We start from the raw sequence: 24,672 nt of genomic DNA on the forward strand, positions 1-24,672 counted from the left end.
AAGCAATATAGAAATTTAAGCCTCTGATACTTGCTCTGGCTCTTTTAACGGACTTTCTGTTTCTAACACCATCTTCTGTGTTGGTAGTGCATGCTCGATTGGATATTTCTCCATCTCTTTTAAGAGATCAATAATCAGCTGCGACTGCTTATCGTAAAACTCAGAAGCGCCATTGGTCACATACATATAGGTTCGAACTTCAATTATCAGACAGTCTTGACGTATCTCAGCGATGCGCACTTGGTTCCACTCTGAGTTGCTGTATTCATGCGCCACAACGAATTCATTCATTCCTTTTAGGAAACTTTCTAATGTTTCCGCATCTACATTTCGCTTGATATAAAAGTTATGTAAAAAATGGAACATATCACGTGACGCAAAGTTCTCGATAGACATCGATGAGAAGTCACCGTTTGGCACGGTCACGATTGTACGGTTTAAAGTACGTACTCGGGTCGAGCGAATACCGATATCAATAACCGTGCCTTCAAGATCACCGAACTTACAATAGTCGCCAACGCGTACCGGCTGGTCTGCAACCACCACCACACTACCGACTAAGTTCTCAATCATTTTTTGCGCACCAAGGGCTAATGCCAAACCACCCACACCCAGTGCTGCGATACCCGTGGTTAAATCAAATCCTAAGTTACCGAAGATAAATATTGACGCTAATATGAGTAGCAGCGCCTTAACAATCTTATGTAACAGGCTAAGAATAGATACCCGCTCAGTTTGATTGCGCTTATAGCTTTGACGCTCAGCTCGGCTGAAGATAGCATCGATAACGCGCAACAATAACCACGTTGATGCAAACCAACCGACGATATCTTTAATACGGTTGACCGGCTCACGTACCGTCACCGATACCCCTGCATAGACCATCACTTCATATAAAATGAGCGATGTCATCACCAATGCTAACGGTAATATAAACTTGGCATCTACTGGTAGCGGCTTATTACGCACCTTTGGATAGTAGATTTTGAGCAGCAGGTAAATGACACCAAAAACAAGGTAGGAGACGATGATACAAAATATCGCCAATAAGAATACCGCAAACACATCAGCGAGGTTATAACCGCTGACCATTTTGTCTTTTAAAGGATCTAGCGTGTACCGATCGATAATAGAAGTTGTTTGAGAAAAATCAGTACTCTTAATCGATTGAATGGTTTCAGCTGATATCTGCCAGTATTGTCCTCCATTACTGGCTGTCTTACGTACCAGCAAAATATCAATAACGTGATCACCTGCGGTAATCGTACCTACCTTTTCTAAAATAGCCGGCAATTGATCCGCTAAATTACCGGTAGGTACATTACTAATTTGAAGCTCGGCATTCAGACGTCCGCCGGTATCAAGGGCAAGCTTAACTTGACGCACAATCTCAACAGGATTCTCGCCAGCATTTAAATTAAGATAATTGGCTGCCAGTGATGAGTTATTCTCCGATAATGCTTTGATAAAGCCCTGTACTGTACTACGCGGTGTCTGACGACCAAAGGGGTCAATACTGACTTCTTCGGCAGAGGCTTCTGCTGTAGAAGGCGTATCTGGATCAGCTGCCTGCGCACCCAATGACAAGAATAGTGCCAACACTAGCCCAACAATCAACATGATATATCTAGCGGCATCTGGCCTAAACTGTTCTTTACCTACTTCCTTCCTCACACCAGTCCGTTGGTTTATAGAGGATGAAGACGGGGATAAATCAGGACAAGCAGTTTGTTTGGAGGTGAGCATCTTTGACAGCCTAAGACAGTATTAATTATTAAGTTTATAAAATACAGTCGCTAATTTTAGCACGAGTTTGCTAGGTAACAAGACTTTAGCAAATCTTAATATTTATAATGTAAACTTACTTACAATTTAACTTCTCACGATACTTTTTAATTATTGTCTGTATAATGCAGTAAGATGAATATAACTAAGGATACCCTGAGTATAAATCGTTTAAATGAGTTTTATTTAAAAAATATTTAAGCGATAATAGCTTTGTTAACCCACTGTGTTTATCAGTACCCTTTTTATTTAATATTATTAACTTAGGCCAGACCATGAATACCCCGTATAGCACTTTGTACAAAAGCTTATTAATCGCCAGCTTAACAGGCAACAAATCCATGCTGAACAAAAAATCATTAGCCCTATTAACCTCAGCTGTTATTTGTAGCCCAGCACTAGCCGCTATCGACCCCGTTAATGGTGAGCGTACCGTTACCCTACCCGAAATTGTGGTCACTGCGACTCGTACACCGACTGCCATTAATAATACAGTCGCTCAGGTACGTGTTATTGATAGCCAACAGCTAAATACCTACAAAGGTCAAAGCGCTCTTGATGTTATCAAACGTCAGCCAGGTTTTGCTCAGTTCACGTACGGCGGTATGGGAACAGGAGGAAACTTCTACCTGCGTGGCTATGACAATAAAAGTATTTTAGTATTGATTGATGGCGTCCGCTATAGCTCACTCAGTGCAGGCGGTGCAACACTAAACTTATTACCAGCAGAACATATTGATCGCATTGAAGTGCTTTATGGTGCCTCAGGCTCTAGTATCTATGGTGCAGATGCTGTCGGCGGTGTGATTCAAATCTTTACCAAAGGCCAGAATATTGAACAAAATCAGTTCTCTGTTACTGCAGGTGCCGGTAATCACGATCATTACCTTTATGGTGCTACTGCACAAATGCGTAACGATAGTGGAACCAGCTTAAGCTTGTCAGCAAGCCATAATGAGACCAAAGGTTATAGTAATGTTTTACCAGGTGGATATGGCTATAACAAAGACGATGATGGCTTTGATAGTGATAACTATAGCCTCTCTCTAAAACAAAGAATTAATAATGAACTTACCCTAGGTGTGAGTGGCCTATACTCAGATTCTACTACTGATATTGATTCAGCAGATGAGTACAACTGGGATACCTATGAATTAGTCTCACCTGCTCTAGATAACTCTTATGCAGATCAGAAGAATGGGGCTGCTACGGTATATGCTCAATACGCTACAGATCAATATGATGCCAAACTATCCTATGGTTATAGCGTTGATAAGTCTTCTACCTATGAAACTGAAGCACATATTGGCAATCCAAGTGAATATGATACTAAGCAACAGCAAATTGACTTTATCGGCAGTTATAAATTACCAGTTGGTAAAGCAATTTATGGCGCAGAGTATTTGAAACAAAAGCTTGATTCTAATGTGTATGATGCAAATGACCGCAAAGTAACCAGTGGTTTCTTAGGTTATCTAGCCTCATATAACAATATTGATGCTCAGGCTAATGTACGTTATGACGATTATTCAGATTTTGATAGCGAAACCACTTATAACTTAGGTGCTGCTTATAACTTTACGCCGCAGCTTCGTGCCGGTGTTAATTATGCTAAAGGCTACCGCGTTCCAACATTTAATGATCTATATGGTCCAAAGAGTTGGGGTAGCAACCCAGACTTAGATCCTGAAACCAGTGATAATTATGAAGCATTTTTAGAATATAATACGCCACAGCAAATGACGCGACTAACCGCCTATCAAAATGAGGTTGAAGACTTAATTGCTAGTGACGGAATTAAAACTCCTGAATATAAATATGGTAAAAACATAAATATTGAAGAAGCAAAGATTAAAGGTATTAGCTTAACCTCTGACTGGAACATTAATGATTACTTATTTGGTCTAAGTTATGACTATCAAGATGCCAAAAATGATGGTGGTCGAGAAAAGGATAGTACTTACTTACCTATACGCCCTAAAAATAAAGGGATGGTCTATGTAGGCTATCAGTTAGCTGATTTAGATATTCGTGCAGAGTATCAATATATTGATGACTATTATTATTATTCAGGTAATAGCACCAAAGTTGATGACTATAACTTAGTGAATATTAGCGGTAATTATCAGTTAACACCTGCGTTATCGATGTCAGCGCGTTTAAACAACGTATTCAATAAAAAATACGTGACCTCGCCTGGCTATAGTACAGACGATGGTACCAACTTCTTTACTTCATTGACCTATACCTGGAAATAATGGATATAGCGCTGATTGTCCATAAAAAAAGCCACTCAAATTGAGTGGCTTTTGTATTGATACGCATATAAACGGCTATTTACGGGGTAAATTCTCAGGTAGATAACAGCGCAGATATGCAATCGCTGCTTTGGTTGCTTCCTCTAACATATCTTCTGTTATACGGCCATACTGTCTAAATGACAAAGCGAAGATACTGTGCGAAATGTGATAGGTAATTAGAAACTGATCTTCTATATAGTGAAATCGCGTCATCGAAAACTTAGCAGAGAACTTACGAACAATCAATGCCGCCATCTGCCTATCTACCTTCCCACCATACTCATCACCATCAAAGTCAGGAGTGTTTGAGCCATACATCAGCTTATTTTTGGTGATGTCAGAATTAAATAGAACGACAGACTGCCTTAACACAGCTGCTAAGGCATCTTGCCAACGCTTATAAGGCGTGATATCCATTTTCTCAAGCGTATTATAGGTTTCCATATAATTTAAGAAACGCAGCGCCAAAAATATGGATTCCACATTAGGAAAGAAATGATAAGCGGATGCCCTAGGTATGCCGGCCTCTTCGCAAACCTCAGCTAGTGTGATATCCTGAATACGCTTAGATTCACTAAGCTTTTTTGCACCCATCAACAATTTCTGACGGCGGGCCCGACCTTGCTTACTAGTATGCTTAAATTTGTTAGGCACAATTAATTTGGCTAAGTCAGAATCAACCAGAATATCATTGATTAAGTCATCGTGTCGATCTAACATAATAAACTCTTAATATATTGTCGATGAATACAGCTTTAGGTATTTATAATAACGGCAAAGCAATCATATCCGTTTGTGTTACTAATAAAGCTTACTTCTTTTGATTAACAAATACCTTCTATAAAGTTTTTATTCTTTAGTTATGTTACCATTGTAACTTAATTTGTAGTTAATAGTTATACCATTTATCCTACTGTTAATACCATTCAGAACTTAATATCAACTTTTAATTTCGTCTTTTAATTTAATTTTGGCTCGTACAATACCATGGTCAGAGTAACGATCATCATAATCACGCTTTAGATGATCGTTGAAATAATCAACGCGTTCCACCTCTCCGATAGAGAACTTACCATCGACCAAGAACTCCTCTGAAACAAAAAGCTGGTCTATGATCTCTGGCATACCTTGATATAGATGAGTATACGCCACATCTTTCATCCAACCATAACTGGTTTGTACCCGTGCAGCATCAAACAAAGCCACATCGCGCATGGATTTATCATAAATCACCTCACTGGTCTCTGCCAAAAGCTGAGTGGTCACACTATCGGTGACATCGTTCATATCGCCAAGCAATATAATCGGATGACGGGTATGGTACAGCTTATCTATCATAAACAGTCTGAGTGCAGCGGCTTCTGCAGCACGCATATACAGGCTTCTCAATTTTGCCCGTACCCTGACCATAGGATCATCATAATCCTCTAAACGATTGCCCTCTTCATCACGTAAATATTGTGGACGTTTGCTTTTCAGATGTGCGGTAATGACCGTAATGGGTTGACCGAAGACATCAAGGGTTACAACCAAGGGCTGACGGTTAAAGGCCTTATATAATCCTTGATCCGGGATATCGACCACCGCTAATGGATTAAAGTCTGTCAGTAGCTGCCAATCAATCACCTTAAACTTTGAAATAATACCCACAGCTGGCGTACCTTGAGCACCTTTGCCCGCTGTCCATTTACTAGAGGCATCATTACTTGCCATAGGTGCTAATACTTGAGCATGTTCAAACCCTAGACGTCCGGCTAAGTCTTGCAATGCTTTTTCATCCCACACTTCTTGAAATGCGAAAACATCTGCCTTAGCGTGCTTTAACAACTCTTGTAAACCTGCCAGCTTCTTTTGATAGACCTCATCGGTATAAGGGTCCATATTGTTATATACCACTCGATTAGGCAGTGCTAAATTCAAAAGATTGCTAGTGGCGATATAAAAAGTTTTATCTTGATTATTCTTATTGTGATAAGCCATTATTTATCCTTAGTGTCTGGTTAAGCGACTGGCTCTGTCTAGCCAGGTAAATCAATCGTCAGTCTCATTTTATTATAATAACGGTCTCTGAGTCTTTTTCCATGCAATTAGATACTGTATCACTCTTTGCGCAATGATATTATTTTCGCATACATGGTATTTAGAACCGTAAAAAAGGAGTGCTCATTTGATGAGCACTCCTTCTTGATTGGTTGATCAACTTCTCGGTCTTGGTAAGCAACTAGATTAAAGCTATTTATAAAAAACTTAACAAAAGCTTCTTACTAATTATTAGCGGCTAACACGTTGCCAAGCATCATGCGCTGCAGGACGTGCATCTGCCCACGTTAAGCGAGAATCACCTTTTACTTGCTCCCAAGAATGCTTCAAATCTGCTTCATAGTCTTCAAAGCGTGCGCCTTCTGGATAACGGTGACGATTTGCATAGCCAACCGCATAAGCCGGATGATAATCACGGTCAAAATCATGATCGGCTTTAAAATATTCAGCATTGGCATATTGAGCACGCCAGTATTCTTCTTCATGCGTTGGGTTTAACGCTTCAGCTGAAGCATGACCTGCACCGCCGCCAACGATAGCACCCACTGCACCGCCAATTAGAGTACCTAATGGTCCAGCCATTGAGCCAATCGCTGCACCTGCTGCTGCACCGCCTAAACCGACGGCCGTCGTACCGATAGGATGCGAGCCTGGGTTACCAGTGATGGGGTCAGCATTTAAATCATCTCTGGTCTCCTTCGACATCTCTTTAACAACTTTGCCATCGATGTGGTCACGATTACTCATAATGTCATCCTTCTACTATTTATAATAATGTATTTATTATGTTATGAATGAATAAAAAGCATCTAAAGTCGGATGCTTTTTGCTAGCTTCATTTTTAGTATATAGGCTGTGCTTACGAGAGTAATAGTGGACAGATGTAAAGCATATGATTTGATTTATAGGATTAGGTAACGCTTTGTATCATCAATTGGTTTATCCATCTAAAGCTTATCTTTTAGCTATAAACTGACTTTATTAATTCAATGTCTTTTTAATAGCTGTATGCCATTTTTCTAAATGCTGCTCTCGATCCGATTGAGACATACTTGGTTCAAATGCCTTATCCAGTCGCCAAGAGTCGTTGATGGTGCTCTCATCATACAGTCCACTTTTTATACCTGCCAACAATGCCACGCCTTTGGCAGTAATCTCTGTATCTTGCGGACGCAGTACCGGTACACCCAACAAATCTGCCTGAAACTGCATCAATAGATTGTTATTTGATGCACCGCCATCGACTCTTAACTCAGTTAATGGCGTAGGGCTATCCTTTTGCATCGCACCCAACACATCATAAACCTGAAACGCTATCGACTCTAATGCTGCGCGAGCAATATGCGCTTTAGTGGTGCCGCGCGTCATACCAGAGATACTCGCAGTGATGTCTGAGCGCCAGTACGGGGCAGCAAGTCCAGTAAATGCAGGCACTAATACCACGCCCTCGCTGTCCTCTACCTGATTGGCAAGTGCTTCAATATCTTCTGTTTTTTGAATGATACCCAAATTATCACGCAGCCATTGCACGATTGCACCTGCCATAAACACACTACCCTCTAACGCATAGGTGACTTCGCGCTTACTTGGCACTAGCATGCGTTTTCCTGACTCAACCAGTTTAGATAATGACGGATGCTCAATAGGATTATTGATAGGTTGAGCTGAGCCCAGACGGCGCTGCCAACCAACTGTGGTTAATAAATGATGCTGACTTAACTGAACCTCTGAGCCGATGTTCATCAGCATAAAACAGCCGGTGCCATAGGTGTTTTTTGCCATCCCCTCTGACACACAACCTTGCCCAAACATAGCGGCTTGCTGATCACCCAATACCGCATGAATAGGAATCTGTTTAGCAAACAGTCCTTTTCTGGTCTTGCCAAATTCGCCATCAGAGGGCAGCACTTTTGGCAGTATTTGCTTGGGTATCTCGAATTTATTTAATAAGTTAGCTGACCATTCAAGTTTATTAATATCATATATCAAGGTACGCGAAGCGTTAGTGATATCAATCACATGCTCACCGCCAGTTAAGTTATACATGAGCCAACTATCAATTGTACCTACTGAGACCTCCCCGCGCTGAGCACGGCTACGCAGTTCGGGATGGTTTTCAAGCATCCAAACGATTTTACTGGCACTAAAATAAGGATCCAGACGCAAACCAGTAATCGACTGTACACGCTCTTGCATACTGATATTAGAATCATCTAGCTGCTGTTTTTGTAGATTCTGGCACCACTTATCAGAGCGTCTATCTTGCCAAATAATCGCTGGCGCTAGCGGTTTACCGGTTTTCTTATCCCAAATAACAATGGACTCACGTTGATTGGTAATCGCAATGCTTGATATTTCAATCGCCAACAACCCAGCACGGTTAATCGCATCATGTGCGCAACTAAGCTGAGTGTGCCAAATTTGCATGGCATCTTGTTCAACATAACCCGCTTTTGGCGTATTTAATTGGGTCGGCTTTTGGGATATTTGTATGGGGCGCGCTCTATCGTCATAGATAATGGCACGGCTTGAGGTCGTTCCTTGGTCCAATGCTAATACATACCCTGCCATACGCTATCTCCTTATAACCAATAAATAAACCATGAATTAATACAAAACTCTCAAAATCAGATAATAATCGAATAACAAAGCCTATGCTAATAAATCAAAGCTTGAAGTACAGCGACTAAATTGTCCTACAAGAATGCTTGCAGCACTTGATTTAAATAACGCCGACCCAGCTGTGTAGGGGCTATCCAATCTTTATCCTCTACCAATAAGCCTTGGGCTTGCAGCTTATGAATTGTCGGTAATATCTCGCCAACTGCTCGCCCTGTACGCTCGCTATACATACTCAGCGGCACCCCATCGGTTAAGCGTAGCACATTGAGCATAAACTCGCCTACCAGCTCATCAGCTGCGATAAGATTAAAGCCCACTGTCTTAGGGTGATGCCGATAATTCACATAGTCTTTGGGCAATCGGGTCTTACTAAAGCGATAAATGCTCGGGAGCAGCTTATCGTCAGTATCACTTGCTTCAATCATATCCTCTTGCCTATCTAATACAATACCGTCTAATACAATACCATCCAAATTAGTAACTGTGATTTTGCCATGCGCGCCAGCACCAATGGCCAAATAATCACCAAATTGCCAATAGTTAATATTATGACGTGAGCCTTTATCAGAGGCGCCGACCCAAGCCGATACTTCATAATTACGATAGCCAAGCTCTTTTAATAGCGCACTGCCCTGCTCTTCAATGTCTGCCAGATTATCATCATCGGGCAACACAGGCGTATTCCTATAAAACACGGTATTGGGTTCAATCGTTAGCTGATACCAAGAAATATGCGTCGCCCCTGCCTGATGCGCAAGCGTTATATCTTGCAGCGCCTCCTCTACCGATTGATTAGGTAGACCATGCATTAGGTCAATATTAATCCGCTTAAAACCTGCTTTAATGGCCGCTTTAGTCGCTGACATCGCCTGATTAGCATTATGAATACGTCCCAATGCTTTTAGCTTCTCATCAGAGAAGCTTTGCACCCCAATAGACAGCCGATTAATCCCAACGTCTAGATACTCCTCAAAGGGAGCATACTCTAAAGTCCCCGGATTTGCCTCCATGGTCACTTCAATATCATCCGCTAACGGTAGTACCTTTTTTAAATGAGCAAACAGGCGCTTATATTGCTGTATCGGCAATAAAGAAGGCGTACCCCCACCAATGAAAATAGAGCTTATCTCACGCTGCTGAATGAAGGGCAGCTGGGCATCAATATCTTTGATTAAGGCATCGACATATTCAGCAAAATAATCAATTGTCGGCTCGCTATTATTATAGATGCCAGCAGAATCAGCCACCGGCAGAGTATGTGAATTAAAATCACAATACGGGCATTTTTTGACACACCATGGAATATGGATATAGAGAGCCAGAGGGATATGGGCTGAATCAATCAAAGAGGACATAAAGATAGGTCTTATACTCGCAGGCAGATAATGTTATAGTCACGCCTTTATTTTTGTTGAATAAAATCTCAAAATATAGCCAGAAATATAGGGCACACTTATTATACGTGCTCATTGCTTAGATGATAGATTTTTTAACGTTTCACTAGCATTTATGTAAGATGAATTTTATAAATTTGTCACCCACTTTGTGTAAAATAGCTTTTGTCATTTTTTATAATAAGGCTATCGCATCCTAAAAAAGTCTATAAAAAGCGATATTAGCAATAGATTAATCTTCTGTTATTTAAAATGATAACGCCGTTTTAGCGTCATCAATAACCTGCCTATAGGCAGGTTATTTTGCTTATTATTTAGAAGTTTGCTTATGCTCCCAAATCTTTCATTTACTGACTTCAAGCAGCACAGCGTACGTCTTGGCACGTTAGTATTACCCATATTAATTACTCAGTTTTGCCAAGCAGCTTTGGGCGTGGTCGATGCCATCATGGCAGGTAGCGTATCGGCATTAGACTTAGCGGCAGTGTCTATCGGCTCCGGTATCTGGCTGCCGTTATTCTTGTTAGCGACGGGTATTTTGATTGCTACCACACCGCTTATTGGCGAGAAAATAGGTCAGAAAGCACCGCATCATGTCCCGCATATTACTCAGCAATCGTTGTGGGCGGCATTGGGTATCGGGCTAATTGGCCTTATCGTGGTGTCACTAACGCCCAATATTTTAGGAATGATGGGCGTTCCCGATAACATTCAACCTAAAGCTGGTCAATACTTACGTTTTGTGGCTTGGGGCTTTCCTGCCATTGCTTGCTATGCGGTACTGCGCAGCTACTGTGAAGCGTTAGGTCGACCAGAGCCGGTCACCATTATTAGTATCATCGGTTTACTGATTAACATCCCCATTAACTATATTTTTATTCATGGTTTATTTGGTCTGCCAGAATTGGGCGGCGCCGGTTGTGGCCTTGCGACGGCTTGTGTACTGTGGTCGAATGTTATTTTACTGGCCATTTATTTGTACTTCTCAAAGCATCAGTCTTTTAATGAAACGCGGTTTTTCTATAACTTTGCTCGCCCTAATCGCCAACAAATTGGTAAGCTATTTAAATTAGGCGTGCCCATTGGTATCTCGATTTTCTTTGAGGCCAGTTTGTTTAGTTTGGCATCTATTGTGATTAGTCCACTCGGTGAAATTGCAGTGGCATCGCATCAGGTGGCCTTAGCGGTTACCTCACAGCTGTTCATGATTCCGATGTCGGTTGCAATGGCTCTCACAATTATGGTATCTAATCGCTATGGCGAGCAAAATTGGCTTGCATTACAACAAGTTCAGCGTACGGGGCTTATCTGGACAGTGGCGATTGCCTTATGTAGTATGCTTGGCGTTTGGCTATTCCGTGAAAACTTAGCAGAAGCGTTTACAGATAATCCCGCGGTCAAGGCACAAGCTATGTTCTTACTGTTATTTGCCATTGCCTATCAGTTAGTAGATGGCTGGCAGGTAAATATCGCTGGTATTTTACGCGGTATGCAAGACACGCAAGTGCCAATGTGGATTACCCTGTTCTGTTATTGGTTGGTTGCCTTGCCATTAGGCACTTATCTTGTAAGATTTACCGATACTGGCGCAAAAGGCTTTTGGATTGCACTGGTTACCGGCTTGACCTTGTCCTCTATTTTGCTGACACTACGCTTAAATTATCGACAACGTCAGGTACTTGATATTAAAAGTCAGCGATAGCAATAGCGCTTACACACTTAAATAAGCTACTTATATAGCAACCATTAACGGACTTACAATCCGATTAACAGTGCGCTTTGATATTTAATTGACATTTACACTGAAAAGCATCATTTGTGACTCATCAGATGCGATAAAATTTGTTACAATATACTGAATATTATAATAATACCCTTTATAGGCAATCGTATGGACATTGATAAAATACGTACGCTCATTGAGCTAATGGAAGAAAAGGACCTCGTCAATATCGAGGTCAAGACGGGTGACGACAGTGTTAGCCTAACGCGCCATTACAATACCCCACTGCCGCCAATGGTAGCAGCGAATCCCGCTTATATGACAGAGCCTGCAGCAGAAGCTGTACATCCTGGTAGTGTTGAAACCTCACCAATGGTTGGCGTATTCTATGCAGCACCAAGCCCAAATGACCCGCCATTTGTGGCACCTGGTCAAAAGGTTCAAGCGGGTGATACCTTAGGTATTATCGAGGCGATGAAAATCATGAACCCATTAGAAGCGACTCAAAGTGGCATTATCGATGCTATTTTGGTTGAGAATGGCGATGTTGTTCAGTTTGGACAACCTGTTATCCGTTATAGAAGCTAAAATATAGGCACCTTGATGATAAAAAAACTGCTTATCGCCAATCGCGGCGAAATTGCTCTACGCATCGTGCGTGCCTGCAAGCAGCTCGGCATCAAAACTGTTGGCGTCTACTCGACTGCCGATGAAGACCTTATGCATCTGCGCTTTGTAGATGAGGCCATTTGTATTGGCAAACCCAATGCCAATCAAAGCTATCTCAATACAGGCGCTATTATTACCGCTGCTGAAATTACAGGTAGTGACGCTATTCATCCAGGCTATGGCTTTTTATCCGAAAACGCTGAATTCGCTGAAAATATTGAAGAAGCAGGGATTACCTTTGTCGGCCCACACCCCGATCATATTCGTTTAATGGGTAATAAAGTCTCTGCCATTAATGCCATGAAGCAAGCCGGCGTGCCAACTGTTCCCGGTTCAATCGGTACTGTCACTTTGAATAATGCTGAAGAACAGGCCAAAAATATCGGCTTTCCGCTATTGATTAAAGCCGCCGCCGGTGGTGGTGGCCGTGGTATGCGTATTGTTGAGCGTTTTGATCAGCTCAACGAGCAAGTACAAGCCGCCAAGCAAGAAGCAGAGCTTTGGTTTGGGGATGACAGCGTTTATATGGAGCGCTATTTACAAAACCCGCGCCATATCGAGGTACAAATTTTAGGCGATGGTAATGGCAATGCAATCCACTTATATGACCGCGACTGCTCGTTACAGCGTCGTCATCAAAAGGTATTAGAAGAAGCGCCTGCCGCTGATATTCCTGATGACATTCGTGAACCTATCCTGCAAGCCTGCGTACAAGCGTCTGAGCGTATTGGCTACCGTGGTGCTGGCACGTTTGAATTCTTATTTGAAGATGGCGAGTTTTTCTTTATTGAAATGAATACCCGTGTTCAAGTAGAGCATCCGGTAACTGAAATGGTGACCGGTATTGATGTGGTGGTAGAGCAGTTAAAGATTGCGGCCGGTTATGGTCTGTCTTATCGCCAAAATGAAATCAGTGTGCATGGTCACGCGATTGAATGCCGTATTAATGCTGAAGACCCACAAACCTTTGCACCCTCACCGGGTAAAGTAACTCAATATTTTATTCCTAGTGGCTCTGGCGTGCGTTTTGACTCTCATCTCTACCCTGGTTATGAAATTCCCTCATACTATGATTCGTTAATTGGTAAGCTTATCTGCCACGGTCAAACACGTGAACAGGCTATTGCGAAGACCTTACAAGCGTTAGATGAGCTAATTATCGCCGGTATCAAGACCAATATCCCACTGCATAGAGATTTGATTTTAAAAGATCCTAAATTTGTGGCACAGGCGCAAAATATCCACTATTTAGAGAATTCTTTATTACCGCCTAAAATCAAATCAAAGTAGCATAGGATAATATCAGTTTTAATTATTTATAGTCATAGCCAGACTAAAGAGTTACGGTGTTAACCTCGCTTAGCCTACTACAGTAGTACTTGCACTCGGTTGCCTTGTACCTCTTTATCTGGCTTCGACTATAGTTATAAAACCAAGCCAATAAAAAAGCAGAAGTAAATTTACTTCTGCTTTTTTATTGGACAAACAGTCTGGTTAGACTTCTATCTAAGATCTAAACAACTACTTACTTAGATAGATCACGGCCACGGCTTGCCTCAATTGACAAACGTAACCCATTTAGCCGAATAAAGCCTTCTGCGTCCTTTTGATCATAAGCACCCGCATCATCTTCAAAAGTCGCAATTTTCTCATCAAATAATGAGTAAGGTGATTTACGGCCAACCACGCTCACGTTACCTTTGTATAGCTTAACGCGAACAGTACCCGTCACATACTCTTGTGATTTGTCGATTAGTGCTTGCAGCATTTGACGCTCTGGGCTGAACCAATAACCGTTATAGATGATTTTTGCATAACGAGGCATCAATTCATCTTTTAGGTGAGCCGCTTCACGGTCAAGAGTTAAAGACTCAATACCGCGGTGTGCTTTTAGCATAATGGTACCTGCTGGCGTTTCATAACAGCCACGAGATTTCATACCAACGTAACGATTTTCAACGATATCTAGACGGCCGATACCATGTTTACCGCCAAGTTCATTCAGCTTAATCATCACTTCATATGGCTCTAGTTTTTCGCCATCGATAGCGACAATGTCACCTTTTTCGTATTCAAGCTCAATATACTCAGGGGTATCTGGTGCTTCTTCTGGGCTAACTGACCAGCGCCACATATCATCTTCAGCTTCTGCATATGGATCTTCTAAGATATCACCCTCATAAGATATGTGCAGTAAGTTGGCATCCATTGAGTAAGGTGATTTCTTCTTATTGGCAGAAAAATCGATTGAAATGTTATGCTCTTTGGCATAAGCCATTAAGCTTTCACGGCTTGATAAATCCCACTCACGCCAAGGCGCGATGGTTTTAACCTCTGGCGCTAGGGCAATAGCACCTAATTCAAATCTAACTTGGTCGTTACCTTTACCTGTTGCGCCGTGGCTGATAGCATCAGCGTTATGCTCTTTGGCGATTTCAACCAAGCGTTTGGCGATTAAAGGACGTGCGATAGAAGTACCAAGTAAGTACTCGCCTTCATAAATAGCGTTAGCGCGGAACATTGGGAATACATAATCACGGGCAAATTCTGCACGCAAATCTTCAATATGAATATGTTTGATACCCATCGCTTCTGCTTTAGCGCGGGCAGGCTCTACTTCTTCACCTTGACCAATGTCTGCCGTAAAAGTAATAACTTCAGCGTCATAAGTGTCTTGTAGCCATTTCGCAATAATCGAGGTATCAAGACCGCCTGAATATGCCAGAACGATTTTATTGATATTCTCTTTATTATCTATCGACATAGTGCATCCTTTAATAATATTTAAATTAACGACCCATAAAATAAAACTTAATAGTATCTGCGTGCGATATTAATAAGCCAAACCTCGTATGTCAGTCATACGAATAACTCAATGTATTCAATATTTCAGTTTACACTATTTGAACCCCTAACAAAAGCAAGCCCTCATGCAAATATGTGTTAAATCAGGCAAGAAAACTAGGTGGCTCAGTCATGACAACAGCCGAATTAAGCGCAAAACCTGTTATCATTACCCTATTTGATTTTTATCTATCCACGGCAGAATATATTGCCTAATAGACCGTAAATTTAGCAACACTTATGTGTGAGCGCTATCCCATTCACCCACTTTACAAACTTATGGAATAACGGCTGATTATGATGAGCAATACCCAAACGCTAACCACCGAAAATAATACTGAACTTACAGAGATTACCATCGCCCGTCCTGATGACTGGCACATTCATCTACGTGATGGCGCATCACTGCAGACCACAGTACCACACGCTGCGCAAAGCTTTAACCGTGTTATGTGTATGCCAAACCTTGTACCGCCCGTTAAAAATATTGACGATGCACGTGCGTACCGTGACCGTATCCTACAAGCACTAGAGCAGTCGGACATAAAAGATGCGTTCAAGCAAAGCTTTGAGCCACGTATGACACTTTATTTAACCGATCAAACAACCGCGAATGATATTAAAGCAGCGGCTGAGTCTGGTATCGTGCAGGCAGTTAAGCTCTACCCTGCTGGCGCCACGACTAATTCGGCAGATGGCGTGACCGACTTAGGTGGCCGTAGCCATGTCTTTGAAGCGATGCAGCAATATGGTATGCCGTTATTGATTCATGGCGAAGTGACCGACTCGCACGTCGATATCTTCGACCGTGAAAAGCAGTTTATTGACCAAGTATTAAGCAATATGGTCAAACGCTTCCCAGAGCTAAAACTGGTGGTTGAGCATATCACCACAGGCGATGCTGCTGACTTTGTACTTGAACAGAATGAATTGGTTGCCGCGACAATTACGCCGCAGCATTTACTGTTTAACCGTAACGATTTATTGGTAGGGGGTATTAAGCCGCACTTTTACTGCTTACCAATCTTAAAGCGTCAACAGCACCAAAAAGTGCTGCTTGATGTGGCGACCAGTGGCAATCCTAAATTCTTCTTGGGCACTGACTCTGCACCGCATGCCACTCATGCCAAAGAAAATGCCTGCGGCTGCGCAGGCTGCTATTCCGCTTCTATCGCCCTGCCCTTATATGCGACTGCTTTTGATAGCGTTGGTAAGATTGATAGACTAGAGGGCTTCGCGAGCCAGTTTGGTGCACAGTTCTATGGCTTACCAACCAATGAGTCGACCATTACCTTGGTTAACAAGCCGATAACTATCCCAAATAGCTATGCGTATATGGATGAACAAAGCTTAACACCGCTTATGGCAGGTGACAGCCTACCTTGGTCGATTAAAGATTAATAACGCTATATTTATTGATGATAAGGCCTAACACTATAGACTAGATCGAATACGTTTAAAATTTGCTCTGGTCTGCTTAACCTAAATACTGTATTTGTATTAAGATTAATACAGTTAGGTAGATATAGTCAGAGACGTCTAAAATAGTTACAAGACAACCGAGCGCAAGTACGGCAAATGTTGGCTTAACTTGGTTAATAGCGTAACCCTTTAGTAGTCTTCTGACTAACTCTTCCTCTACTTTTTACTATTAATTCCTCTACTTTAAATGTGACTTGTGCTCTATGACTCAAAACAATTTAACCGATAACCAACCTCTCTCAACCTCACTAGATAATGAGGAACAGCAGCCGCCTAAATTAGCGGATCGCTTTCGTAAATTCTTACCGGTAGTGGTGGATGTCGAGACCGCTGGCTTTAATGCTGCAACAGACGCCCTACTAGAGATTGCCTGTATTCCCATCTTAATGGACGACAATGGCAAATTCTATCAAGGTGAGCCACTGAATGCTCATATAGAACCGTTTGAAGGTGCTAACTTAGAGCAGCGCGCGCTCGACTTTACTGGAATTGATCCCAATAATCCTATGCGTAAGGCCATTGCTGAAGAAGAAAAATCAGCCTTACGTCGTATCTTTAAAGAGCTAAAAGCGGTTCGTAAAGAAAACGAATGCCGCCAATGTATCTTAATTGGGCATAATGCGCATTTCGATCTATCGTTCTTAAATGCAGCGATTGAGCGTACCAATAGCAAAAATCATAACCCGTTCCATCAGTTCTCAGTATTAGATACCGTAAGCTTTTCAGCGCTTGCCTTTGGTCAGACAGTATTAGCTCGGGCTTGTAGAGCAGCGGGTATCGAGTTTGACGGCTCTGAGGCTCACTCAGCACTGTATGACACTCAAAAAACGGCAGAACTTTTTTGCAAAATTTTAAATCATTACTCGATGATGCCCATCAACTTACCTGAAGACAACATAATTGTAGAGCAATCAAGCGTAGAGTTAAGTGACAAAGATGATAGTTAAGCTGATTGTGATTGATTCGATTCCATAACTGTCATATATAGGCAGCGTCAGTAAGCGCTGCCGTGATATCGCTTTATTTTAAGGCGATTACAGTTAAAGGAATAACTATGCAATCTACTCAACTCATTTGGGTAACCATATTTGGCTATATGGCCTTAGCACTATCGATGACACTCATTACCAGCTTATGGATTAGGTATCACTTACGGCGCCCAATCATCTATCCACACTGTCTGTTGACAGATAAGCCGCTAAATAGCATCTACTGCTTATTATCAGATAAACCCATCAAATAATTATATTAATTTGAACAAAAGTCTTGACACATCAATTTAATATGAGTAATATACGCGCCACTTCAACATTAACGGTGAAAGCGGTTGAAGTGGTCTGTGTCCCGTTCGTCTAGAGGCCTAGGACCCCGCCCTTTCACGGCGGTAACAGGGGTTCGAATCCCCTACGGGATACCACTATTTTGTGATATCTAAATGAGCATTATCCGGTTGATAACTGCTTGCGAAAAAGCCAAACTCTTTGAGTTTGGCTTTTTTTATGTTTGTATTTTTTATGATAAATACCAAAATAATCATAATAAACGGTGTCAGCGTAATTTTCTTATATTTTTAAAGAAAAGTGTTGACACTTAAGACTAATATCTCTAATATACGCACCACTTCGGCATTAACGGTGAAAGCGGTCGAAGTGGTCTGTGTCCCGTTCGTCTAGAGGCCTAGGACCCCGCCCTTTCACGGCGGTAACAGGGGTTCGAATCCCCTACGGGATACCACTATTTTGTGTTATCTAAGTAAGCATTATCCGGTTGATAATTGTTTACGAAAAAGCCAAACTCTTTGAGTTTGGCTTTTTTTATGTCTGTAATGTTAGTAACCCGTAACACTGCTTGTTTATAACCTTATCTTAGCTCAAGCAATTTAATTGATGCTAATCTATTAGCGGCTGGCTAAAATTGCTGCTATCAAAGATAAGTCTTCAGCATACGTCAGTTTTATATTCTGATTATTGCCTTGCACCATCTCAATGGGATAACCCATCATTTCAAACGCGCTGGCCTCATCGGTAATCATGAGTCCTTTTTCAGCGACTTGCTGCAATATCTCACGCAGCTTACCTGCTTTGAATACTTGCGGCGTTTGTGCTTGCCACAACTGGCTACGGTCAATGGTAAACTCAATACGAGCGTCTGCGTCTACCTTCTTGAGGGTATCCGCCACTGGTACGCCTAATATCGCACCGTATTCCGATTGCTGTGCAGTATTAATGACTGCATCAATATGCTGCTGTAACACGCAAGGTCGCGCAGCATCGTGAATCAGTATTAAGTCATCAGACTTAGCACCAGACTTTATAATCGCTTCAACACCGGCTTGTACCGATTGCCAACGCTCAGCACCGCCTTCAACAAATATAACAGGTACTGCAAAATCTAATGTATCGGCTAAAGTGTCATCTGCTGCAATTACCAAGTGCAAATCATTAATCACATTACTGGTGCTTAATGCAGCCACGCTTTGCTCCAAAATCGTCTTGCCTTGAACTTGAGTGTACTGCTTAGGCTGACTAGACCCAAAACGGCTACCCTTACCGGCAGCGACGATTAGTGCATACACTTGAGGCTTAGACATAGGCTTATCACTATACCTTCTAAGCGTATCTGCGGATAAATCAGCGTTGTCAGAATTAGCGTGAAAGTCGGATTGATTGCGATGAGTCACAGGCGATTACCTAAGCGATAGATTATGAGAAGGAAGAAGGCTGCAAAATAGATGGCAAGGAAGTATCTTAGAATCTTGCTTCAAACTGGCTAAGAGATAGGTATGCTTATTGAGCTTAAGGACAGTAAACTAAGGTATGCTCTCAACCGCATCTTCAGGGTTGATCGGTTCAGCAGGCTGACTGGTATGAGTCACCGGTGCCGTTGATAATTGCACAAAAGTCTCGCCAGATTTAATCAAGCCCAAATCTAATCTTGCGTGTTCTTCGACCGCTTCTAAGCCATTTTTTAAGTCATTCACATCGGCGCGTAATATTTTATTATCGGCCGCTTTTTGATCATTTAACTGCTGCTGCACGTCAATTTCTTCGTGAAGCTTTTCTATACCTGCCCGCCCGCTTGGAGCTAGCCAATACTGATATTGCAGACCGATTAATATAGCAACTGCAATGAGAAATAACATGAATTGGCTGAAATATTTCATAGGGTGACTTATGCTATTGTAAATGAGGTACTAATAGGGATATGCGAGCCGATTAAATGCTTTTATTAATTTTAAAACAGGCATTCAATCTTATGCATTATATAAGGTATCACTGATTATAAGAATAGAGAATCATAAAAAACCACGTCATAGTGGTCAATATAGATCGAGCGACAATATGCCGCTCAATCTATGATTACAAATGATATTACTCATTGAAAAGCTCAATTAACCACGTAAGCCGATGAACTCTTCTGCACCGCGGTAGCTTGCATGTACTTGCTGCTCAATGCGTAGTAATTGGTTGTACTTAGCAACACGGTCAGAGCGGCATAGTGAACCAGTTTTAATTTGACCGGCAGCAGTACCAACGGCTAAGTCAGCAATGGTGCTGTCTTCAGTTTCACCAGAACGGTGTGAGATAATGGTTGCATAGCCATTCTTCTTAGCCAAGTAAATCGCATCTAGTGTTTCAGATAGCGTACCGATTTGGTTGAACTTAATTAAGATAGCGTTGGCAATTTTTTTATCAATACCTTCTTGCAATATAGCTGGGTTGGTTACGAATAAATCATCACCTACCAACTGTACTTTATTACCAAGCTTGCCCGTCAAATATGCCCAACCATCCCAATCAGATTCATCTAAACCATCTTCGATAGAGATAATTGGATATTGCTCGGTTAATTTAACTAAGTAGTCAGAAAAACCTTGACTATCGAAAGCTTTGTTGCCCTCGCCTGCCAAAATATACTGACCATTTTTGTAAAATTCACTCGCCGCACAGTCAAGCGCTAAATGGATGTCTTTACCTGCTTTATAACCAGTTTTCTCAATCGCTTGCATGATAACGGTAATGGCTTCTTCGTTGCTGCGTAAGTTAGGCGCAAAACCACCTTCGTCACCTACAGCTGTATTCAAGCCTTGTGATTTTAAAACAGACTTTAAGCTGTGGAAAATCTCAACGCCTGCACGTAATGCCTCAGAGAAGCTACTAAAGCCCGTTGGCTCAATCATAAACTCTTGAATATCAACGGTGTTATCTGCGTGCTCACCACCGTTTAGGATGTTCATCATTGGTACTGGCATAGTCAAAGACGTTTGATTGCGCAGATTAGCGATGTACTGATGTAGTGGAATTTTTTGAGTTTGCGCAGCAGCTTTTGCGGTTGCTAACGACACAGCAAGCATGGCGTTTGCACCTAGATTGTCTTTGTTTTCAGTACCGTCCAGCTCAATAAGTTTGTTATCAATGCCTTGCTGATCAGTCGCATCACTTTCGATAAGCGCGCTTCTGATTTGGCTGTTTACATTAGCAACGGCTTTTTTCACGCCTTTTCCTAAATAGCGCGACTTATCGCCATCACGTAGCTCTAATGCTTCGCGTGAGCCTGTAGAGGCACCGCTAGGTGCCGCTGCACGACCCATAGAGCCATCCGCTAGAATGACATCTGCTTCGATGGTTGGGTTGCCACGAGAATCAAGAATTTCACGAGCGCGGATATCTTGAATTTCAGTTGCGTTATTAATATTTTCTGCGTACATAGCGTCTACAAGCCTCTTTGATTGAGAATTAAAAATAAGATTAAACGTTGTATTTATATGTGCCAGTGCGTTATGCGTAAGCGCTGTCTATATTGAGTCTATAGCGCTATAACTTCTGGTTAGACAATAACCACTTATAATAAGAGTTAATCACATAATAAAAGCTGCTTACACTCTAAAATGTAGAGCAAAATGCCAATTTAGAGCACACCCTAAAAATGGCTAAAAGTGTCAAAACAATGTCAAATTCAGCATGCGCATAATCATAGCATAAATCCGCAAATTCTTGGATGAAAAGCGGTGGTATAGTTTGCGCTATTATACTTTATATCGGGTTAAACGTAATGCATTCATTAACACAGAAATTGAGCTTAATGCCATCGCTGCCGCTGCTATCATTGGGTTTAACAGACCAAATGCCGCAAGTGGAATGCCCAAACAGTTATAAATAAACGCAAAAAATAGGTTTTGTTTGATATTACGCACCGTCGCACGGGCAATATCCACCCCTGAATGCACTTGCATAATAGAATCGCCCATCAAACGTGCAGACGCACTGTGTTTGGCAACCTCTGTGCCATCAAGCATGGCGAAGCTGGCATAAGCGGTCGCCATAGCCGGTGCATCGTTTACCCCGTCGCCGACCATCGCTACTTTATGGCCAATCGCCTGATGCGCCTCAATCCACTGCGCTTTATCACGTGGCTTTAAATGACCATGCGCAGTCGCTAAGCCTAGCTCATCAGCAACATGAGCCACCACAGACGGTTTATCGCCACTAAGTAGCACAACCTCCAGCCCATCGTCTTTTAATGCTTGAACTGCTTGTGGACTTTGCTCTTTTAACTCGTCCGCCAGTGCAAACATACCCAAAGCAACACCGTCCACACTCACAGCAATGGTACTAGCTATTTGCCACGCTTTTGGCAGCATTTTGGGTAACGTCAGTCCCGTAAATTCAGCCGTACCGACTTTAACTTCTCCAAACCCTGCAATATGAGCCTTAACCCCCATACCGGCGATCACATCGACATCACTCGCCTCTAATAACGGTAAACCTCTTTCATTAGCTGAGCGCACCACCGCAGTCGCCAGCGGATGACTGGCATGCGACTCCACACTGGCAGCCAGTTGTAACACATCATCACTGCTAATGGTTTTATTGACCATCACTTGATCCACAATATACGGTTTACCCTTGGTCAAAGTACCTGTTTTGTCAAAGACTACCGTGTCAATTCCACCGGCGACCTCTAGACTTTGCGCATCTTTAAACCACACGCCATGACGCGCTGCTACACCCATACCAGCCATAATAGCAGCAGGTGTTGCCAAACCTAGCGCACACGGACAGGCAATAACAAGTACAGAAACTGCATGCAAAATTGCTTTATCGATACCACCAGTTATCCACCAAGTGACACCAAAGGTAATAAGCGCAATGGTAACCACCACCGGTACAAATACTGCAGCGACTTTGTCCGCCAAACGCGCTAAATCCGCTTTACTTCCTTGAGCTTCACTTAAGGCTTTGACCATATCACTCAGCTGCGTCTCATTACCAGTGGCAGTGACTTGGTAATTGAGACTGCCATTATCCACCATGGCACCCGCTAATACTGGGTCGCCTGTTCTTTTCGCAATTGGCACCGACTCCCCAGTTAAATGACTCTCATCACACCAGCCGTCACCGCTGACTACCATACCGTCTGTAGCAATACGCGCACCTTGTTTGGCTCGTAATATATCGCCGCGCTGCACGTCTTTTAGGTTAACCACTTCAATATTATTATCAGAGCCGCTTGCCTCTAGAACCAATCGCTCTACTTGTGTTGGCGTTAACTCTAGCAACATATTGATACTGTTTAGACTATGCTTTTTGGTACGCTGTTCTAGATACTTACCCAGTTTAATAAAGGCAATAATCATCACCCCTGCTTCAAAATAAACCGGCACATGACTGCCATGCTGATTTAAAATATCAGCAGTGGTTAGCGCAAACGTACTAGAGTCAGCGATATTTATGCCGAGGCTGTCTAACCATACAAAGGTAGAATATGCCCAAATCGTGAATGTACCGATAACGACCAGTACATCCATGTTAGCAAGCCCGCCTTTTACCGAGGCCCAAGCACTCTTATAAAATGGCCCTGCGAGTCCAAACTGCACCACAGTGGCTAATATAAACTGTAGCCATAATGGCGGCATCCAGTTCATACCTTGCCCTGTTAACATGCCCGCCATACCTACCAAGAAGGGTATCAAACACAGCCAGATTAGTATTAACCGCCAGTCTATACCCATCTGCTTGGTCTGCGGTATCTCGTTATTACGCATTGGGAATGCTTTAAATCCGGTTTTACTGACCCACTCACTGATTTGGTCCGCATCTGCTTGAGCTGGATCATAAGAGACGTTCAGCGTCTCGCCAGCAAAGCTCACACTGGCAGACTCAATTTCAGGCTTTTTGCTTAGTACTTTTTCAATACGAGTGGCACAAGCCTGACAAGACATCCCCTCAACCTGAAATTGGATCTTAGCCATCTCAGCTTTGGACGTTTGTTCAGGCGTAAGGTTAGATTGATTATTGGGTTTACCGTTAGATTTGGAGGTAGAAATGACATTGGAGTCGGTAGAGTTTGGAGCTGACATAGAGTTACCAGATATTTATGATAAGGTGAAAGAACACGCAGGTTGTAGAGAATCTGATGGCGGATGCACTGATTTTAAAGTGGAGACAGCGTGGCATTGAGTATTTATGTTAAAAAGCCAGCACTAGGCTGGCTTCTTAATGGTCTATAATTATATAGCTATTTATATGAATTTATAAATATAACCTGCCTATATAATATATGATGATAAGCCAATATCTATTTAGCTGTTTGCCACAGTGGCATCAAAGCCAGCATCTTCAATAACTTGAGCAATCTCTTCTGCTGTCACATTGGCCGCATCAAAAGTCACAGTTGCTAAATTATCTTCTAGATTGACATCCACACTTTGAACGCCCTCTAGTGGCGTCACTGCGCTATGGACGCTTTTGACACAACCGCCGCACGTCATTCCTTCGATATTGATAATACGAGTCTCTAAAGCCATGGTTAT

General features: G+C 42.2%; 19 protein-coding genes and 2 tRNA genes. 9 read left to right on the top strand and 12 right to left on the bottom strand.

Going from position 1 to position 24,672, the window contains the following annotated elements:
- Positions 1-15: 15 nt before the first annotated feature.
- On the bottom strand, positions 16-1,746 hold the full coding sequence (locus tag AC2SLO_RS08985) for a mechanosensitive ion channel family protein (protein WP_486540453.1): 1,731 nt from the start codon (positions 1,744-1,746) through the stop codon (positions 16-18).
- 314 nt (positions 1,747-2,060) lie between these two features.
- On the opposite strand from AC2SLO_RS08985, the gene AC2SLO_RS08990 reads away from it, so the two are divergent.
- Positions 2,061-4,043, top strand: a complete 1,983-nt coding sequence (locus tag AC2SLO_RS08990; RefSeq protein ID WP_486540455.1) for a TonB-dependent receptor plug domain-containing protein — start codon at positions 2,061-2,063, stop codon at positions 4,041-4,043.
- Positions 4,044-4,118: 75 nt separating this feature from the next.
- Here AC2SLO_RS08990 and AC2SLO_RS08995 read toward each other — a convergent pair whose 3' ends face one another.
- The 5 genes from AC2SLO_RS08995 to hemW form a co-directional block, all read right to left on the bottom strand.
- The gene (locus AC2SLO_RS08995; protein WP_486540457.1) at positions 4,119-4,805 is read right to left on the bottom strand and encodes a TetR/AcrR family transcriptional regulator; all 687 of its coding nucleotides are present in this window, start codon (positions 4,803-4,805) and stop codon (positions 4,119-4,121) included.
- A gap of 219 nt (positions 4,806-5,024) precedes the next feature.
- Complete coding sequence (locus tag AC2SLO_RS09000; protein WP_486540459.1) at positions 5,025-6,065, bottom strand: endonuclease/exonuclease/phosphatase family protein; 1,041 nt, start codon at positions 6,063-6,065, stop codon at positions 5,025-5,027.
- A gap of 291 nt (positions 6,066-6,356) precedes the next feature.
- A complete protein-coding gene (locus tag AC2SLO_RS09005) occupies positions 6,357-6,872 on the bottom strand; it encodes a hypothetical protein (RefSeq protein ID WP_486540461.1) in 516 nt (171 codons plus the stop codon).
- Between the two features lie 234 nt (positions 6,873-7,106).
- On the bottom strand, positions 7,107-8,696 hold the full coding sequence (gene glpK, locus AC2SLO_RS09010) for a glycerol kinase GlpK (RefSeq protein WP_486540463.1): 1,590 nt from the start codon (positions 8,694-8,696) through the stop codon (positions 7,107-7,109).
- Between the two features lie 125 nt (positions 8,697-8,821).
- Complete coding sequence (gene hemW, locus AC2SLO_RS09015) at positions 8,822-10,102, bottom strand: radical SAM family heme chaperone HemW (protein ID WP_486540465.1); 1,281 nt, start codon at positions 10,100-10,102, stop codon at positions 8,822-8,824.
- A gap of 367 nt (positions 10,103-10,469) precedes the next feature.
- On the opposite strand from hemW, the gene AC2SLO_RS09020 reads away from it, so the two are divergent.
- The 3 genes from AC2SLO_RS09020 to accC all read left to right on the top strand — a co-directional run bounded on the left by AC2SLO_RS09020 (position 10,470) and on the right by accC (position 13,823).
- The gene (locus AC2SLO_RS09020) at positions 10,470-11,843 is read left to right on the top strand and encodes an MATE family efflux transporter (protein WP_486540467.1); all 1,374 of its coding nucleotides are present in this window, start codon (positions 10,470-10,472) and stop codon (positions 11,841-11,843) included.
- 189 nt (positions 11,844-12,032) lie between these two features.
- Positions 12,033-12,452, top strand: coding sequence for an acetyl-CoA carboxylase biotin carboxyl carrier protein (accB, locus tag AC2SLO_RS09025; RefSeq protein ID WP_486540469.1), 420 nt, complete (start codon positions 12,033-12,035; stop codon positions 12,450-12,452).
- A gap of 15 nt (positions 12,453-12,467) precedes the next feature.
- A complete protein-coding gene (accC, locus tag AC2SLO_RS09030; protein ID WP_486540471.1) occupies positions 12,468-13,823 on the top strand; it encodes an acetyl-CoA carboxylase biotin carboxylase subunit in 1,356 nt (451 codons plus the stop codon).
- Positions 13,824-14,058: 235 nt separating this feature from the next.
- Here the strand turns inward: accC and AC2SLO_RS09035 are convergent, their stop codons facing one another.
- Positions 14,059-15,297 (bottom strand): argininosuccinate synthase, encoded by a 1,239-nt coding sequence (locus AC2SLO_RS09035; protein ID WP_486540473.1) that lies wholly within the window; start codon positions 15,295-15,297, stop codon positions 14,059-14,061.
- A 380-nt stretch (positions 15,298-15,677) separates the two neighbouring features.
- On the opposite strand from AC2SLO_RS09035, the gene pyrC reads away from it, so the two are divergent.
- The 5 genes from pyrC (at position 15,678) to AC2SLO_RS09060 (ending at position 18,593) form a co-directional block, all read left to right on the top strand.
- Positions 15,678-16,778 (top strand): dihydroorotase, encoded by a 1,101-nt coding sequence (gene pyrC, locus AC2SLO_RS09040; RefSeq protein WP_486540637.1) that lies wholly within the window; start codon positions 15,678-15,680, stop codon positions 16,776-16,778.
- A 284-nt stretch (positions 16,779-17,062) separates the two neighbouring features.
- Positions 17,063-17,806: a ribonuclease T gene (gene rnt, locus AC2SLO_RS09045; protein WP_486540475.1), complete on the top strand. Its 744-nt coding sequence runs from the start codon at positions 17,063-17,065 to the stop codon at positions 17,804-17,806.
- A 107-nt stretch (positions 17,807-17,913) separates the two neighbouring features.
- Complete coding sequence (locus tag AC2SLO_RS09050) at positions 17,914-18,102, top strand: hypothetical protein (RefSeq protein WP_486540477.1); 189 nt, start codon at positions 17,914-17,916, stop codon at positions 18,100-18,102.
- A 98-nt stretch (positions 18,103-18,200) separates the two neighbouring features.
- Positions 18,201-18,276 (top strand) — tRNA-Glu (locus AC2SLO_RS09055).
- A gap of 241 nt (positions 18,277-18,517) precedes the next feature.
- Positions 18,518-18,593, top strand: a tRNA-Glu gene (locus AC2SLO_RS09060).
- 163 nt (positions 18,594-18,756) lie between these two features.
- Here the strand turns inward: AC2SLO_RS09060 and ispD are convergent.
- The 5 genes from ispD to AC2SLO_RS09085 all read right to left on the bottom strand — a co-directional run bounded on the left by ispD (position 18,757) and on the right by AC2SLO_RS09085 (position 24,666).
- On the bottom strand, positions 18,757-19,449 hold the full coding sequence (gene ispD / locus AC2SLO_RS09065; protein WP_495637066.1) for a 2-C-methyl-D-erythritol 4-phosphate cytidylyltransferase: 693 nt from the start codon (positions 19,447-19,449) through the stop codon (positions 18,757-18,759).
- Positions 19,450-19,668: 219 nt separating this feature from the next.
- Complete coding sequence (locus AC2SLO_RS09070) at positions 19,669-20,022, bottom strand: FtsB family cell division protein (RefSeq protein ID WP_486540481.1); 354 nt, start codon at positions 20,020-20,022, stop codon at positions 19,669-19,671.
- Positions 20,023-20,250: 228 nt separating this feature from the next.
- Positions 20,251-21,567, bottom strand: a complete 1,317-nt coding sequence (eno, locus tag AC2SLO_RS09075) for a phosphopyruvate hydratase (protein ID WP_486540483.1) — start codon at positions 21,565-21,567, stop codon at positions 20,251-20,253.
- A gap of 318 nt (positions 21,568-21,885) precedes the next feature.
- Positions 21,886-24,219, bottom strand: a complete 2,334-nt coding sequence (locus AC2SLO_RS09080) for a heavy metal translocating P-type ATPase (protein WP_486540485.1) — start codon at positions 24,217-24,219, stop codon at positions 21,886-21,888.
- Between the two features lie 222 nt (positions 24,220-24,441).
- Positions 24,442-24,666 (bottom strand): heavy-metal-associated domain-containing protein, encoded by a 225-nt coding sequence (locus tag AC2SLO_RS09085; protein ID WP_486540487.1) that lies wholly within the window; start codon positions 24,664-24,666, stop codon positions 24,442-24,444.
- Positions 24,667-24,672 lie beyond the last annotated feature (6 nt).

It is taken from the genome of Psychrobacter sp. CX14 (assembly GCF_057396205.2).

Excerpts from the sequence above, each read along its gene's own strand:
- accB (WP_486540469.1), top strand. The coding sequence starts at position 12,033 with ATGGACATTGATAAAATACGTACGCTCATTGAGCTAATGGAAGAAAAG.
- AC2SLO_RS09080 (WP_486540485.1), bottom strand. The coding sequence starts at position 24,219 with ATGTCAGCTCCAAACTCTACCGACTCCAATGTCATTTCTACCTCCAAA.
- ispD (WP_495637066.1), bottom strand. The coding sequence starts at position 19,449 with ATGTCTAAGCCTCAAGTGTATGCACTAATCGTCGCTGCCGGTAAGGGT.
- AC2SLO_RS09035 (WP_486540473.1), bottom strand. The coding sequence starts at position 15,297 with ATGTCGATAGATAATAAAGAGAATATCAATAAAATCGTTCTGGCATAT.
- glpK (WP_486540463.1), bottom strand. The coding sequence starts at position 8,696 with ATGGCAGGGTATGTATTAGCATTGGACCAAGGAACGACCTCAAGCCGT.
- rnt (WP_486540475.1), top strand. The coding sequence starts at position 17,063 with ATGACTCAAAACAATTTAACCGATAACCAACCTCTCTCAACCTCACTA.
- pyrC (WP_486540637.1), top strand. The coding sequence starts at position 15,678 with ATGAGCAATACCCAAACGCTAACCACCGAAAATAATACTGAACTTACA.
- AC2SLO_RS09005 (WP_486540461.1), bottom strand. The coding sequence starts at position 6,872 with ATGAGTAATCGTGACCACATCGATGGCAAAGTTGTTAAAGAGATGTCG.
- AC2SLO_RS09085 (WP_486540487.1), bottom strand. The coding sequence starts at position 24,666 with ATGGCTTTAGAGACTCGTATTATCAATATCGAAGGAATGACGTGCGGC.
- AC2SLO_RS09070 (WP_486540481.1), bottom strand. The coding sequence starts at position 20,022 with ATGAAATATTTCAGCCAATTCATGTTATTTCTCATTGCAGTTGCTATA.
- eno (WP_486540483.1), bottom strand. The coding sequence starts at position 21,567 with ATGTACGCAGAAAATATTAATAACGCAACTGAAATTCAAGATATCCGC.
- AC2SLO_RS08985 (WP_486540453.1), bottom strand. The coding sequence starts at position 1,746 with ATGCTCACCTCCAAACAAACTGCTTGTCCTGATTTATCCCCGTCTTCA.
- AC2SLO_RS09020 (WP_486540467.1), top strand. The coding sequence starts at position 10,470 with ATGCTCCCAAATCTTTCATTTACTGACTTCAAGCAGCACAGCGTACGT.
- AC2SLO_RS09050 (WP_486540477.1), top strand. The coding sequence starts at position 17,914 with ATGCAATCTACTCAACTCATTTGGGTAACCATATTTGGCTATATGGCC.
- AC2SLO_RS08995 (WP_486540457.1), bottom strand. The coding sequence starts at position 4,805 with ATGTTAGATCGACACGATGACTTAATCAATGATATTCTGGTTGATTCT.
- hemW (WP_486540465.1), bottom strand. The coding sequence starts at position 10,102 with ATGTCCTCTTTGATTGATTCAGCCCATATCCCTCTGGCTCTCTATATC.
- AC2SLO_RS08990 (WP_486540455.1), top strand. The coding sequence starts at position 2,061 with ATGAATACCCCGTATAGCACTTTGTACAAAAGCTTATTAATCGCCAGC.
- accC (WP_486540471.1), top strand. The coding sequence starts at position 12,468 with ATGATAAAAAAACTGCTTATCGCCAATCGCGGCGAAATTGCTCTACGC.
- AC2SLO_RS09000 (WP_486540459.1), bottom strand. The coding sequence starts at position 6,065 with ATGGCTTATCACAATAAGAATAATCAAGATAAAACTTTTTATATCGCC.